Origin of the sequence: Brachybacterium sp. 107 (genome assembly GCF_052379725.1) — a bacterium.
Classification (GTDB): Bacteria; Actinomycetota; Actinomycetes; order Actinomycetales; family Dermabacteraceae; genus Brachybacterium.
Map to the genome: position 1 here is coordinate 109,116 of NZ_JBQSYW010000009.1, position 12,792 is coordinate 121,907.

Here is a 12,792-nt window from a genome sequence, read left to right on the forward strand (position 1 = left end):
TGCGACCGCTGGGCCGACGGGCCACCTCTCCGTGGCCGTCCGCCCGTACAGTGTCCCCTCGTGACCGGAACCGCCCCGAACGCCTCCCCCACTCCGCATACCGATTCCTCCGAGGTCAGCGCTCCCCCTTCCCATCGGCCCGCTCCCCGCTGGGCGATCCCCGCCGCGGTGGTCTGCGGGATGATGGGCGCGATCCAATCCCGCATCAACTCCGACCTGGCCTCCGAGTTGGACGACGGGTTCGCCGCCGCTCTCATCTCCTTCGGCACGGGGCTCGTGATCCTGCTGCTGCTCTGTGCGGTCATGCCGTGGCTGCGCCGGACCACGGGCCGGTTCTGGCGGGAGCTGCGCACCGGCGCCTTCCCCTGGTATCTCGCGATCGGCGGTCTCGGCGGCGCGGTCTATGTGCTGGGGCAGTCGTTCTCGGTCGCGCTGCTCGGGGTGGCGCTGTTCATCGTCTGCGTGGTCGCCGGGCAGACGGTCACCGGGCTGGTCGTGGACCGGGTGGGGCTCGGACCCGGAGGCATCCGCCATCTGACCCCGCTGCGAGTGATCGGAGCGAGCCTCATGGTGGTCTCGGTGGTGCTGGCGATGTCCGGCGGGTTCAGCTCCGAGGCGCCGTGGTTCCTGCTCGCGCTGCCGATGGTCGCGGGCGTGGCGATGGGCCTGCAGCAGGCGATCAACGGTCGCGTCACCCAGCACAGCGGCCATTTCCTGGTCGCCACGCTCGGCAACTTCGTGGTGGGCACCGCGGCTCTGGCCGCGGTGGCTCTCGTGCACCTGCTGGTGGCGGGGCCGCCCGAGGCGCTGCCGACGAACCCGCTGCTCTACCTCGGCGGACCGATCGGCATCGTGTTCATCGCGATGGCCGCCTATCTCGCCGGCCCGCTCGGGGTGCTGACCCTCGCGATGACGACCATCGCCGGCCAGATCGTGGGCTCGGTGGTGATCGATGCCGTCGCCGCACCCGGCCACCTCACCGTCACGACCGTCGCCGGCGCCGCTCTGACCCTGCTCGCCGCGCTGATCACGGCCTCCAGCCGCCGAAGGAGCTGATGCTCCGCACTGGCCCCCAGCTTGGCGGACTGAGCGTCACCGCCCCACCAGCCGTGCGTTCCGTGCGTTCCGTGCGTTCCGTGCGCTTGAGCGGTCCATACCGCTCGAACCGTACGGCTCGAATTCGCAGGGTCGGAATAGGGCGAGGTCGCGGACTGGACTCGGGCTCAGCCCGTCGAGGTTGGCCGTCGGGCGCGTCGAGCGGCCATCACCTTAGACACCATGATCAGGGCCCCGGCCGCAGCAAGGGCGCTGCCCAGCATCGGGCTCCGAGCGATGTGCACCGCACCGAGATCTACCTGGCCGAGGCTGAGCGCCAACCCCGCCAGGGCGATGGCCAGCCCTAAGATGACGCCCTCCACCGCGCGCCAGAATCTTTGCCGACGAGTCACCCAGGCCATGGCTGGGCTCCTTCCTCCGCGTCGTCCGCGCTGCCGATCCATCCGTGCGTCCCGTGCCGTGGCGGCGCAGATACCGCCGAGAACGCACGGCTCGATCGTGGGGTCGCTTCGACCGTAGCCGGGATCAGCTGGTGTGGAGCGTGATGACGCGGCCGTGCTCGCGCCAGGCGACGCGGAGGTCCAGCGGGTCGCCGGGGACCTCGGCGTCGATCAGGTCCACGTGGGCACCGAGCGGGGCGTCGCGGAGGTCGGCCACCAGGAGCGCCCCCTCGGGAAGCCCGCTGATCCCGGACGCAGCAGGATCCTGCAGGGGTACGGAGACGCTCTCGACGGTGACGTCCTCGGCTGCGGCGCCCTCTGCCGCCCCGTCGGCCTCTTCCTCGTCCTCGTCCTCCCCGACGAGCGCGGTGAAGAGGTACAGGTCGATGAGCTCCTGGGCGGCCTCCGTGCGGGCCACGCCCTTCGGGTCGGACTCGTCGTCGCGCAGCGCCAGGGCGTTCAGCGTGGCCTCGAGGGCGTCGGCGAAGCGCTCGAGGTAGGTGGTCAGATCGGGGGCGGCCAGGCGCAGGGCCAGGTCCTCCCCGATGCCGTAGACGACACCGGGGGCGCCGTCGTCGTCGATCGTGAGGACCACGGCCGCCTCGGGCGTCTCGTACAGCGGGTAGAAGGTGGTGGCCGCCCCCAGCAACGTGTACGGGCCCACGTCGGTACGGTCCTCGATCACCAGGTTCAGCACCGGGATGCCGCGCAGCTCGATGCCGCTGAGCTCGTCGAGGATCTGCTCGAGGGCGGGCGGCGGATCCGCGGCGATCTCCTCCTCGTTCACGGCCAGGCCCGGAACGAGGGTGACGTCCTGTTCATGGGTGCGGGCGAGCGAGGAGATCCGGTCCAGGACGGGGCGTGCCGTCAGGAGCGGGATCGCGGGGGCCTCGGTGGGCCAGGGCAGGGAGGAGGGCATCGGGGTACTCACCCCGTCATCGTGGCACAGCGCGCCGGGCCGGGACCTCCACCCGGCGCCGATCCGCGCTGGGCGTACCTCCGCCGGTCCGGATCACACGGCCGACAACGGCCCGCAGCCCCACGGCCCCGCGGCCCCGCGGCCCAGAGGACGCTCAGCCGGCGAGACGTCGGGCGGCGCCGCCGGGACGGGCGAGGGAGGCCGCTGCCCGGGTGCGCTCGGGATGCTCGGCCCGGTAGGCGTCGAGCCAGCGGGCGGCGAAGTCCTCGGCGTCGGCCGTCGGGACCAGAGCCCACACGCTGCCCCCGAAACCGGCTCCGAAGGCACTCGCGGCGTGCGCGCCGAGCCCGCGGGCCAGGCGCTGCAGCGAGGAGGTCTCGGGGACCTGGTTGCGCAGTCCGTCCTCGGCGCCGGCCTGGGACTCGTCGACCAGCCGCCCGAACTCGGCGAGGTCGCCGTCCTCGAGCGCGACCGCGGCGGCGGGGACGATCCGCTCGGACTCGGCGAGGAACTGCTCGAGGCGACCCACGAGGTACCCGTCGGCCGCGACGAGGGTGCGCAGGCGCTGCACGGCGGCGGGCCCGCCGGCCACGGCGTCGGCGAGCGAGGCGTCGGCACGACCGGTGTCCTCATGCCAGCGGCGCAGGATCTCGGCGACGGCGAGGGAGACCCGGTTGTAGTCGTCGCGGGCGGAGCCGGTCTTCTCGGCCTCGACGCCGCTCACGGCGACCACGAAGGTCAGCTCCGGCCCCAGGGCGATGGTGCGTTCGTGGCGCACCGGGCAGAAGGAGTACTGGACCAGGGCATCCCGCCGGCCGCACAGCATCGCGGTGTGGTCACCGCTGCCGCCGAAGGTGCCCACGCCGCGGTCGCCGGCGAGGGTCCCGAAGCTCTGCCCGTTCTCGATGGTCCCGCAGTACTCGCCCAGCTGCTCGGTGGTGGTGATCTCGCGGGTGAAGGCGGGGTCCGCGGCGATCCCGGAGAGGTCGATCAGGGCCAGGGCCAGGCCGACGACGAGTGCCGAGGAGCTGGACATCCCGGCCGCGAGGGGCAGGGTGGAGGTCACGGTGACGTCGGCCCCGCGCAGGCGGCCGGGGAAGTTCTTCTCGAGCCGCTCGACGACGGTGCGCACGTAGCCGCCCCAGTGCCCATCGGTCTGCTCGGCTGTCTGTGCGTCGGCCTGCTCGGCGGGACGGGCGCTCGCCTCGTCCAGGCCGAGGGTGACGGCGCCGTCCGCGCCCTCCGAGTGCACCTGCAGCGCACGATCCCCGCGCGGGACGGCGGTGATCGTGTGGCCCGCGTCGACCGCGGCGAGCAGGGAGCGCCCGCCGGCGTAGTCGGTGTGCTTGCCGAGCACCTCGATGCGGCCGGGCACGAACCAGCGTGCCGCGATTCCGGATGCAGCGGCGGAGGAGCCGTCGAGGGGCTCGGTCCGGATCCCTGCGGTGAGCGCGGCGAGCACGTCGCTCACAGGCGCACCTCGATCCCGGCGAGAGCGCCCTGCACGGCGGCGACATCGCCGCGCGAGGACATGTCCAGCACGCCCACGGCGGCGGGGACCACGGTGAACGCCTCGCCCTCGGCGACCAGCAGGCGCACGGCGTCGATGACCTCGAGCTCCCCGCGCACGGAGGGCTCGATGCGGGCGCAGGCGTCGAAGATCGCGGGGGTGAACAGCCAGGCGTTCATCGAGACGGGGGCCTGCTCGCCGTAGGCGGCGAGGGTGGCCTCGTCGGGCTTCTCGACGATGTCACGCAGGGCGCCGACCTCATCGGTGGCGACGAGAGCGAAGGAGCGGATGCGGTCCGAGGGGATGTTCGACCCGGTCACGAGCGCGTCGCGATCGAAGCCGACGAGGGCGCTGCCGGGCGCGGCGGCGAGCGCGGCGAGGGCCTCACGCGGGTAGTAGTTGTCCGAGTTCAGCACGATGACCCGCTCGTCGCCGGCGAAGTCGCGGGCTGCGGCGACGGCGTCCCCGGTGCCCAGCGGCTCGGTCTGCACGGCGGTGGTGACGGTGACGCGGCCGCCGCTGCTGGCCGCGGCGTATTCGCGCAGGACGTCATGCTCGGGGCCGATGACCAGGCAGATCTCGGTGACGCCCACGTCGGCGAGCACGGAGAGGACGTAGTCGAGGAAGGGGCGGCCGACGTCGATCAGGGCCTTGACGCCGCTCGCGGCGACGGCGGCCTGCTTCTCGTCGAGCTGGGCGGCATCGTCCGCCTTGCGCATGCGTGTGCCCAGGCCACGGGCGAGGATCACGGCGCGGGTCACGGCGCTGTTCGCGGCAGAGGGAGCGGCGGGGGGCGGGGAGCTCTGAGCAGTCACGGGGAGAGTCTACGGTGAGGCCCGCACTGAACCCAAAACGTTTCACAGAAGGTCGAGAAGACTCTCCGCAGGGAGCCGAGCGCTGAGTGCTGAGTGCTGAGTGCTGAGCGCCGAGCGCCGAGCGCCGAGCGCCGAGCGCCGAGCGCAAGGTTCTCGCCCTTCCTCCCCATCGCATCTGTGTCCACATCCCGTGGCGGACGCCTCCGCCCGGGCGTTTGGTGATGGTCGACTGGGTCCATGTCATCGACTCCCCTTGACGAAGCCGAGGAGTACCTGCGCTGCCTGGCCGCGTCCTTGACCGATCCGGCAGAGCGCGAGTGCCTCCAGTGCTACGTGTTCCGGATGCTCGCCTTCGGGTGCACGGGCTCACGCTGGACCCGGCGCTATCGCGATCTGCGGGCCCCGAACGCCACAGCTCTGCTGCGAAGGCTGCGCTCCAAGGGCGCAGGCTGCGATTGCGGACTGTTCATGAACGCCTTCGACCTGCGCTCCGAGTTCCTGGTGGTGCCCATCGCGTTCGACCCCGACGGGACTGCACTGAGATGCGACCCCGAGTATCCCGACCCGATGCCCGCCTGCCGTGGGGTGCGCCGAGGCTCGACCCAGCCGTGCACGCTCTGGCTCGCGCGGTACCGCTATCGGTCCGGGTGGTGGTGATCGTGCCGATCATGTCGCGGCCGGTCATGTCGTGGCCGATCACGTCGAGGCCGATCACGTCGAGGCGAGGACCTCTTCGACGGCGAGGGCCGCCGCGTCGAGCTGCGCGGCGTTCACCTCGGCTCCAAAGGTGAACCGCACCGCTGTCTGGGCGACCTCCCGCGGGATGCCGAGGGCGGTGAGCACGTGGGAGGGCTCGTCGCTGCCGGCCGCACAGGCAGAACCGCTCGAGGCGACCACGCCGCGCTCCTCGAGGTCCAGCAGCACCGATTCGCCGCTGAGCCCGGGGACGCAAATGGAGGCATGGGCGGGCAGTCGCGCGGAGCGCCCGCCGGGTTCGACCTCGTCCACGGGAGGTCCTGTCAGCAGCACCCCGTCGCGGGCGGCGAGGACCCGGTCGAGGAAGGCATTGCGCAGCGGCTCGATCCGCGCGACCTTCTCCTCCCGCTCTGCCTCGGAGAGCTCCAGCGCGACGGCGAGCGCGACGGCGAAGGCCACGTTCTCGGTACCGGAGTGTCGGCCGTTCTCCTGGCCGCCGCCGTGGATCAGGGGCTCCAGCGGCAGTCGTCCCCGGATCGCCGCGGCGCCGATCCCCTTGGGAGCGCCGAGCTTGTGCCCCGAGATCGTCAGCGCGTCGGCACCGAGATCGCGGAGGTCGACCCAGCCCGCGGCCTGGACCGCATCGGTGTGCAGGAGTGCCCCGGCCTCGTGGGCGACCGCGGCGAGGGCGGGGATGTCGGCGATCGCGCCGATCTCGTTGTTCGCCAGGGCGAGGGAGACCAGAGTGGTGTCCGAGCGCAGCACGGCGCGCAGTGCCTCGGGGGTGACGATCCCGTCGGCCCCGACGTCGACGAAGGAGACCTCGAAGCCGTGCGCCCGCTGCAGGAAGCTGATGCTCTCGAGCACCGCCTCATGCTCGGTGGGCGCGGTGACCAGGTGCTTCCCGCGAGGGGTGGCGAGCGCGAGCCCCTTGATCGCAAGGTTCGCGGCCTCGGTGCCGCCGGCGGTGAAGACGATGTCGCTGCGCCTGGCGCCGAGCACCGCGGCGACCCGTCGGCGGGCGTCCTCGAGACCGGCCGCGGCCGACTCCCCCACGCTGTGGTGGCTCGAGGGATTGCCGAAGATGCCGGTCAGATACGGCCAAGCGGCCTCGAGAGCCTCACGGCGCACCGGGGTCGTGGCGGCGGTGTCGAGATAGAGCATGACCGGATCCTCCTGTCGGTCCAGCGGCGAGCGGGCGAGCGGGCGGTTCTGGTCAGGCCCCGGCGGTCAGCGTGCTGTCCAGGCCGAGGTCGAGGTTCCGCACCGAGTGGGTCAGCGCACCGGAGGAGATGACGTCCACGCCGGTGCGGGCGATGTCGGCGACCGTGTCGAGGGTGACGGTGCCGCTGGCCTCGACGATCGCGCGACCGGCCACGATCTCCACGCCGCGCGCGAGGTCGGCGAGAGAGAAGTTGTCGAGCATGATGATGTCGACGCCGCCGGCGAGCACCGGCTCGATCTGATCGATCCGGTCCACCTCGACCTCGAGCCGGGTGGTGTGGCCGAGCTGGGCGCGGGCGTGACGGATCGCCACGGTGAGGTCCAGCCCCTGCTGCTGCAGGATCGCGAGGTGGTTGTCCTTCGCCATCACAGCATCCGAGAGCGAGAACCGGTGGTTCACTCCCCCGCCGCTGCGCACCGCATGGCGCTCGATCGCGCGCAGTCCGGGCGTGGTCTTGCGGGTGTCGGTGATGCGCACCCCGGTGCCCTCAATGGCGTCGACGAATCTCCGGGTGAGCGTGGCGATGCCGGTCATGCGCTGGGTGAAGTTCAGGGCGATGCGCTCGGCCTGCACGACGGCTCGGGCCGGGCCGACGACGGTCGCGAGCACGTCGCCGACGGCGAAGCGGTCACCGTCGGCCGCGTGTGCGGTGACGTCCACGGCGGCATCGGTGAGCCGGAACGCGGCAGCGAATACATCGATCCCGGAGAGGACCCCGGCTTCGCGGGCGGTGAGCTCCGCGGTCGCGGTGGCATCGGCGGGGAGGAACACCTGGCCGGTGAGGTCGCCCCACGGGGCGTCCTCGAGGAGGGCTGCGGCGACGACGGTGTCGATCTGGGTGGTGGTCAGCATGCGAGGGCCTCCTGGGCGGGCTCGGAGTCGGTGGAGGGAGCAGGGGTGCGGGCGTCGACGAGCTCATGAGCGTCAGTACGACCACGAGCGTCGGCAGGACCCTGGGTATCGACAGGGCCCTGGGCGGCGAGAGGACGGGGATCGTCGAGCCGGTGGTGGGCGCCGACGGACCCTGGCCTGGCCAGGGCGTGCCCGATCAGCAGTCGGGCGAGATGGAGCAGATTGCGGTCCTCGAGCTCGGCCACCGTGGTGCACGAGTCAGGGTCCTGGTCCTGCCAAGAGGAGAGCTGCGCCGCGGCCGCGTCGAGCTGCTCGCCCGTGCGCAGCAGGCCGGCATGGCTCCACAGCAGCTCCTGCAGGTCAGCACGGGTCCACCGTTCCGAGCGGCCGGGCCCGGACGCGGCCCGCATGGGGTGCGGCGTCGCGGCTCTCGGACCGGCAGGGGCTGGGCTGAGGTCTGGCCCGGCAAGGGCGGGACTGGGGCCTGACCCGGTGGGGACTGGGCTGAGGTCTGGCCCGGCAAGGGCGGGACTGGGGCCTGACCCGGTGGGGACTGGGCTGAGGTCTGGCCCGGCAAGGGCGGGACTGGGGCCTGCCCCGGCGGGCGCTGGGCTGGGCGCTGACCCGGCTGGGGCCGGGCTGCGGTCCGATCCGGCTGAGGTAGCCGCGTCCACTGGCGCGTGGTGTGCAGGCAGCGCCGTATGGGGCGAGGCTGCACACACGGCGCCACTGGATGCGTCTCGAAGGGCGGCACATGCGGCACGGGCCCCGAACACGGCCCCCTCGAGCAGGGAGTTCGAGGCGAGACGGTTCGCCCCGTGCACCCCGGTACGAGCGCACTCCCCCGCTGCGAGAAGACCCGGAAGAGTGGTGCGGCCGTCGAGGTCGGTACGGATCCCACCCATCCAGTAGTGGGCGGCAGGGGTCACGGGCACCGGCTCGCGACCCCAGTCGAATCCGGCTCCGCGCACGGCGGCGTCGATGGTGGGGAACCGTTCCCGGAGCCGCTGCGCTCCGATCCCGGTCGCATCCAGGACCACGGGCCTGCCGTCCTGGGCGGCCATGACCTGGGCGATCGCACGGGCTACGACGTCGCGCGGGGCGAGCTCGACGCGAGGGTCGATGGCGGGCAGGAAGCGTCGGCCGTGCTCGTCGCGCAGCACGGCGCCCTCCCCGCGCACGGCCTCGGAGATCAGGAAGGAGCCGGGAGCCGCGAGCGCGGTGGGGTGGAACTGGTAGAACTCCAGATCCTCGACCGCGGCACCGGCCCGCCAGGCCGCGGCGATCCCGTCACCGGTGGAGACGGCGGGATTCGTCGTGTGCGAGAAGAGCTGTCCGGCGCCGCCGGTGGCCAGGAGCGTGGCCCGGGCTCGCACCGCGAGCCGGGTCCCGTCGGCCGCCAACAGCTCGGCGCCGCTCACGCGACCGCCCTCGAGCAGCAGATCCACCAGGGCGGTGTCCTCGCGCAGGGTGAGGGAGCCGCGCGCCGTGCTGCCGGATGGCACCGCGGTGAGAGCGCGCACGGCGCCCGCCAGCGCGTCCTCGATCGCCCGGCCGGTGGCGTCGCCGCCTGCGTGGAGGATCCGGGGGCGGGAGTGAGCACCCTCGAGGCCCAGCGCGTACAGGCTCCGAGCCGCCGCGCTCTCGGGGTCGGGGTAGGGATCGAGTTCCCCAGCAGGGTCGGGGTCGGGATCGAGTTCCCCAGCAGGGTCGAGGTCATGAGCGCGGTCGAAGACGACACCGCGGTCGATGAGGTCCGCGATCGCGGCCGGGCCCTCTTCGCACAGCACCCGCACGGCCTCCGCATCGCACAGCCCGGCCCCGGCGCTCAGCGTGTCCTGGGCGTGCTCGGCGGGGGTGTCGGAGGGGTCGATCGCCCCGGCGATGCCGCCCTGGGCGTAGCGGGTGGAGCCCTCGACGAGTGCGGTCTTGGTGACCAGCAGGACGTCCACCGACCGGGCGGCGTGCAGCGCCGCGGTGAGCCCGGCGATCCCGGAGCCGATGACCAGCAGATCGGTAGGCGGCAGCTCCGTGGGCGGCCGCTCCGTGGGCGGCCGCTCCGTGGGCGGCCGCTCCGTGGGCGGCAGCTCCGTGGGCGGCAGCTCCGTGGGCAGCTGCTCGTGCGCGCCCATGCTCAGCGCTCCGCGGTGGTGCGCTCCGGGGCGGCCCCGACCGGAGCCGGCTTCGCGGCGAGCATGCGCTCGAGCGCGACGCGGGCGGGCTCGGCGACGTCCTGGCCCACGGAGATCTGGTTGATGACCTCGCCGTCCAGCAGCGATTCGAGGGCCCAGGCGAGGTAGCCGGGATGGATGCGGTACATCGTCGAGCAGGGGCACACCACGGGATCCAGGCAGAAGATCGTGTGCTGCGGGTGCTGGGCGGCGAGGCGCTGGACCAGGTTGATCTCGGTGCCGATCGCGAAGGTGGTGGGCTCGCTCGCACCCTCGATGGCCTTGCGGATGTAGTCGGTGGAACCGGATTCGTCCGCCGCATCGACCACGGGCATCGGGCACTCGGGGTGGACGATCACGCGCACACCCGGGTGCTCGGCGCGGGCCTTGCCGATCTGTGCGGTGGTGAAGCGCTTGTGGACCGAGCAGAACCCGTGCCACAGCACCACCTTCGCGTCCTGGAGGGTCTGCTCGTCGTTCCCGCCGAGCGGTCGGCGCGGGTTCCACATGGGCATCTCGTCCAGGGAGATCCCCATGGCCTTGGCGGTGTTGCGGCCCAGGTGCTGGTCGGGGAAGAACAGCACCCGCTGCCCGCGCTCGAAGGCCCACTCCAGCACGGTCGAGGCGTTCGAGGAGGTGCACACGATGCCGCCGTGGCGGCCCACGAAGCCCTTGATGTCCGCGGAGGAGTTCATGTAGGTCACGGGGATGACCGGCAGGCGCCCGTCCTCGCCGGGCACCTCGCCGCCGTAGACCTCCATCAGCTGCTCCCAGCACTCCTCGACCTGGTCGATGTCCGCCATGTCCGCCATCGAGCAGCCCGCGGCGAGGTTCGGCAGGATCACGGCCTGGTCGGGCCCGGAGAGCAGATCGGCGGTCTCGGCCATGAAGTGGACGCCGCAGAAGATGATCGCCTCGGCCTCGGTGCGGGCCTTCGCGGCGTTGGCGAGCTGGAAGGAGTCACCGACGTAGTCGGCGTACTGGATGACCTCGTCGCGCTGGTAGAAGTGCCCGAGCACCACCGCGCGGTCCCCGAGCTCCGCCTTCGCGGTGCGGATCCTGCGGTCCAGCTCCTCGGCGCTCGCGTCGCGGTACTCCTGCGGGATCTCGCCCTGGCGGGGAGCGGTGGCGGGGATCGGGTCGGCCATCGAGGCGCCGGGACCGTAGCCGGGGTCGCGGGCGTCGACGTCCCACGGGGCATCCAGCAGCTCGGTCGAGCAGCTGCTGCCGGAGGCCGCGCCGGTGGAGATGTCGCGCAGGGTCAGGTCGACCGAGGCGGTGGGGGTGGCTGCGTCAGCGGGGGCGGCGGTGGCAGTGGGATCGGTGATCGTCATGTCGTGCTCTCCGTGGGGTGTGGCCGGTCAGAGACCGGTGAGCGGGCCGTTGTCGGCGAGGTGGATGGACTGGTCGTGCCGGTAGAGCCGGGCGGGACGGTGGCGGCCGCCGGTGCGATAGGCATCGGTGGCCACCAGGCGCCCGGAGGATTCCATCTGGCGGCGGAAGTTCGCGGGGTCGAGGGTGCGCTGCAGCACGGCCTCGTGGACTCCGCGCAGCTCGGCGAGGGTGAAGGACTCCCCGAGGAACGCGGCGGCGATGCGGGAGTACTCGACCTTGTTGCGCAGGCGCCACAGGGCGTACTCGACGATGAGCGAGTGGTCGAAGGCGAGCTCGGGGACCTCGTCGGCCACGAACCAGCGCACGTTCACGCCCGCCTCGCCCGCGTCGGCCTCCTCAGGGCGCACGAGCGCCCAGTAGACGACCGAGACGGTGCGCTCGTCGGCCGAATCCGAGCGGTCCAGCCCACCGAAGGCGTAGAGCTGTTCGAGGTACTGCGGGGTGAGCCGGGTGGTCTCGTGGAGGTTCCTCGCGGCCGACGCGGCGAGTCCTTCGTCCGGCGCCAGCGGACCGCCCGGAAGTGCCCAGAGCCCCTGGTGGGGAGCCCGGACGCGACGCACGAGCGGGAGCCACAGGGCGAGGCGACGGGTGGTCGGATGCGGGCGCAGGGCGAAGATGACCGTCGAGACGGCGAGGGCTGTCCGAGAGCTCATGGCGACGACACCTCCTGTTAAAGTCGCGAGCACCTTTACTGGTGACGAGACATTAGGCTCACCATGACCAGAAGTGCACGATGTGACGCGATCGTGTGACCGGGGTCACTGTGGAGGTGACTTTAACTGTCGTCGCCTCGTCGCCGTCACGCCCCGTCCTCAGCTCGACCGCCCGTGGCAGAATCCCTCCATGTCCAGCGATGACACCACTGCGGCCGGAGCCTCCTCCCCTCGCACCCTGAGGGCGCTGCTGATCCTGGCCGCTGTCGTCGTCACCGTTCTCGCGATCACGGTCTGCGTGCTGGCCGTCCGCACTCCCGCCACCGCCGCCGAGGGCTGGACGGCGAGCCCCGGGAAGCGGACCGCGGCGAGCATGTCGCTCAGCCCCTGCACCGCGCCGCCCGAGCCACCAGCAGGCGGGCAGCCGACGACCGAGCTCGTCGGCGAGCAGCGCGGCCTCGTCACCCTGAGCGTTCGCACGGACGAGAACAGCGACACCCTGACCTGCCTGGCCACACAGATCGACGACGAGTGGACGGCGATCACCATCGCCACTCCGTACGACGAGGCCGCCACGATCCCGATGGACGGTGCGATGGTGCGCAGCGATGCGCTGCTGCAGACGGATCCGACTGCGGTGGACGCTCCGGAGACCTCGTCGCAGCATGTCGTCGCCGGGGAGGTCGGCGACCTGGTGACCGCCGTGACGCTGCAGACGGCGGCCGGCGACACCGAGGCGACCCTCTCGAACGGCTGGTTCGGCGCCTGGTGGCCCACAGAGGACGAGCACGAGCTGGACCATTCCATGACCGCCGAGCTCTCCCTCGCAGACGGCACGACGCGCATCCTCACGCTCCCCGGCAGCGGGAGCCCCGCCCCCGGGGACTGATCCGCCCGTGCCACCGTCGGCTGGCTCACCGGGCCCGCTGATCCACCGAGCCTGCCGGCCAGCTGGGCCGTGTGACGCCCCTCGCTCGCACCACCCCCTCACCGCCGGATCTGCTTACGCTGGTCAGCGCCCTGCCAGCACCGCGTCGGCGCTGCCGCACGGCACCGCAGC

At 72.3% G+C, this 12,792-nt stretch carries 12 protein-coding genes; 3 read left to right on the forward strand and 9 right to left on the reverse strand.

What is annotated here, in order from left to right; translation table 11 throughout:
* The first annotated feature begins 60 nt into the window (after nucleotides 1-60).
* Nucleotides 61-1,056 carry a DMT family transporter gene (locus ACT3UL_RS11685; protein ID WP_444578366.1) on the forward strand — a complete coding sequence of 332 codons (996 nt, stop codon included), beginning with the start codon at nucleotides 61-63 and terminating at the stop codon, nucleotides 1,054-1,056.
* A 167-nt stretch (nucleotides 1,057-1,223) separates the two neighbouring features.
* Here the strand turns inward: ACT3UL_RS11685 and ACT3UL_RS11690 are convergent, their stop codons facing one another.
* The 4 genes from ACT3UL_RS11690 to ACT3UL_RS11705 form a co-directional block, all read right to left on the reverse strand.
* Nucleotides 1,224-1,457, reverse strand: a complete 234-nt coding sequence (locus tag ACT3UL_RS11690) for a hypothetical protein (protein ID WP_444578367.1) — start codon at nucleotides 1,455-1,457, stop codon at nucleotides 1,224-1,226.
* A gap of 124 nt (nucleotides 1,458-1,581) precedes the next feature.
* Nucleotides 1,582-2,427 carry a hypothetical protein gene (locus ACT3UL_RS11695; RefSeq protein WP_443352064.1) on the reverse strand — a complete coding sequence of 282 codons (846 nt, stop codon included), beginning with the start codon at nucleotides 2,425-2,427 and terminating at the stop codon, nucleotides 1,582-1,584.
* A 142-nt stretch (nucleotides 2,428-2,569) separates the two neighbouring features.
* On the reverse strand, nucleotides 2,570-3,886 hold the full coding sequence (locus ACT3UL_RS11700; RefSeq protein ID WP_444578369.1) for a GHMP family kinase ATP-binding protein: 1,317 nt from the start codon (nucleotides 3,884-3,886) through the stop codon (nucleotides 2,570-2,572).
* A complete protein-coding gene (locus ACT3UL_RS11705; RefSeq protein WP_444578371.1) occupies nucleotides 3,883-4,740 on the reverse strand; it encodes a nucleotidyltransferase family protein in 858 nt (285 codons plus the stop codon). The genes ACT3UL_RS11700 and ACT3UL_RS11705 overlap by 4 nt, the downstream gene beginning before the upstream one ends.
* 237 nt (nucleotides 4,741-4,977) lie before the next feature.
* On the opposite strand from ACT3UL_RS11705, the gene ACT3UL_RS11710 reads away from it, so the two are divergent.
* Nucleotides 4,978-5,397, forward strand: coding sequence for a DUF2695 domain-containing protein (locus ACT3UL_RS11710; protein ID WP_444578373.1), 420 nt, complete (start codon nucleotides 4,978-4,980; stop codon nucleotides 5,395-5,397).
* Nucleotides 5,398-5,451: 54 nt separating this feature from the next.
* Here ACT3UL_RS11710 and ACT3UL_RS11715 read toward each other — a convergent pair whose 3' ends face one another.
* From ACT3UL_RS11715 to ACT3UL_RS11735, 5 genes are all read right to left on the reverse strand, one after another.
* Nucleotides 5,452-6,600, reverse strand: coding sequence for a cysteine desulfurase family protein (locus ACT3UL_RS11715; protein WP_444578375.1), 1,149 nt, complete (start codon nucleotides 6,598-6,600; stop codon nucleotides 5,452-5,454).
* A gap of 52 nt (nucleotides 6,601-6,652) precedes the next feature.
* Nucleotides 6,653-7,513 (reverse strand): carboxylating nicotinate-nucleotide diphosphorylase, encoded by an 861-nt coding sequence (gene nadC, locus ACT3UL_RS11720; RefSeq protein WP_444578376.1) that lies wholly within the window; start codon nucleotides 7,511-7,513, stop codon nucleotides 6,653-6,655.
* On the reverse strand, nucleotides 7,507-9,540 hold the full coding sequence (locus tag ACT3UL_RS11725; RefSeq protein ID WP_444578433.1) for an FAD-binding protein: 2,034 nt from the start codon (nucleotides 9,538-9,540) through the stop codon (nucleotides 7,507-7,509). Before ACT3UL_RS11725 ends, nadC begins: the two co-directional genes overlap by 7 nt.
* A 107-nt stretch (nucleotides 9,541-9,647) precedes the next feature.
* On the reverse strand, nucleotides 9,648-11,018 hold the full coding sequence (gene nadA / locus ACT3UL_RS11730; RefSeq protein WP_444578378.1) for a quinolinate synthase NadA: 1,371 nt from the start codon (nucleotides 11,016-11,018) through the stop codon (nucleotides 9,648-9,650).
* Nucleotides 11,019-11,045: 27 nt separating this feature from the next.
* Nucleotides 11,046-11,732: an NUDIX hydrolase gene (locus ACT3UL_RS11735; RefSeq protein WP_444578379.1), complete on the reverse strand. Its 687-nt coding sequence runs from the start codon at nucleotides 11,730-11,732 to the stop codon at nucleotides 11,046-11,048.
* Nucleotides 11,733-11,922: 190 nt separating this feature from the next.
* Here ACT3UL_RS11735 and ACT3UL_RS11740 point away from each other — a divergent pair, with 190 nt between their 5' ends.
* Nucleotides 11,923-12,621: a hypothetical protein gene (locus ACT3UL_RS11740; protein ID WP_444578380.1), complete on the forward strand. Its 699-nt coding sequence runs from the start codon at nucleotides 11,923-11,925 to the stop codon at nucleotides 12,619-12,621.
* Nucleotides 12,622-12,792: the final 171 nt, after the last annotated feature.